The 252-nt window shown below is 64.3% G+C and carries 1 protein-coding gene; it reads left to right on the top strand.

Going from position 1 to position 252, the window contains the following annotated elements; translation table 11 throughout:
* Positions 1–252: DDE-type integrase/transposase/recombinase (locus AC0L3K_RS40845; protein ID WP_473368238.1), on the top strand; the 252-nt coding region annotated here is incomplete at both ends.

Raw genomic sequence — 252 nt, 5'->3', positions numbered from 1 at the left:
GCGATTGATGCAGGACATGGGTTTGCAGGGGGTTATCCGCGGCAAACCGGTTAAGACCACGATCAGCGACAAGGCCGCGCCATGCCCGCTGGATCACGTCAACCGCCAGTTCAGGGCGCCAAGGCCGAACGTCCTTTGGCTCTCCGACTTCACCTATGTCGCGACCTGGAGCGGATTCGTCTACGTCGCCTTCGTCATCGACGCCTATGCCCGCAGGATCGTGGGCTGGCGGGCCTCGCGCACGGCGCACGC

This window comes from Bradyrhizobium sp. MI1.10, from assembly GCF_055811035.1.
The sequence above is the reverse complement of the archived record's forward strand: the minus strand, read 5'-3'. Positions and strand labels throughout refer to the sequence as shown.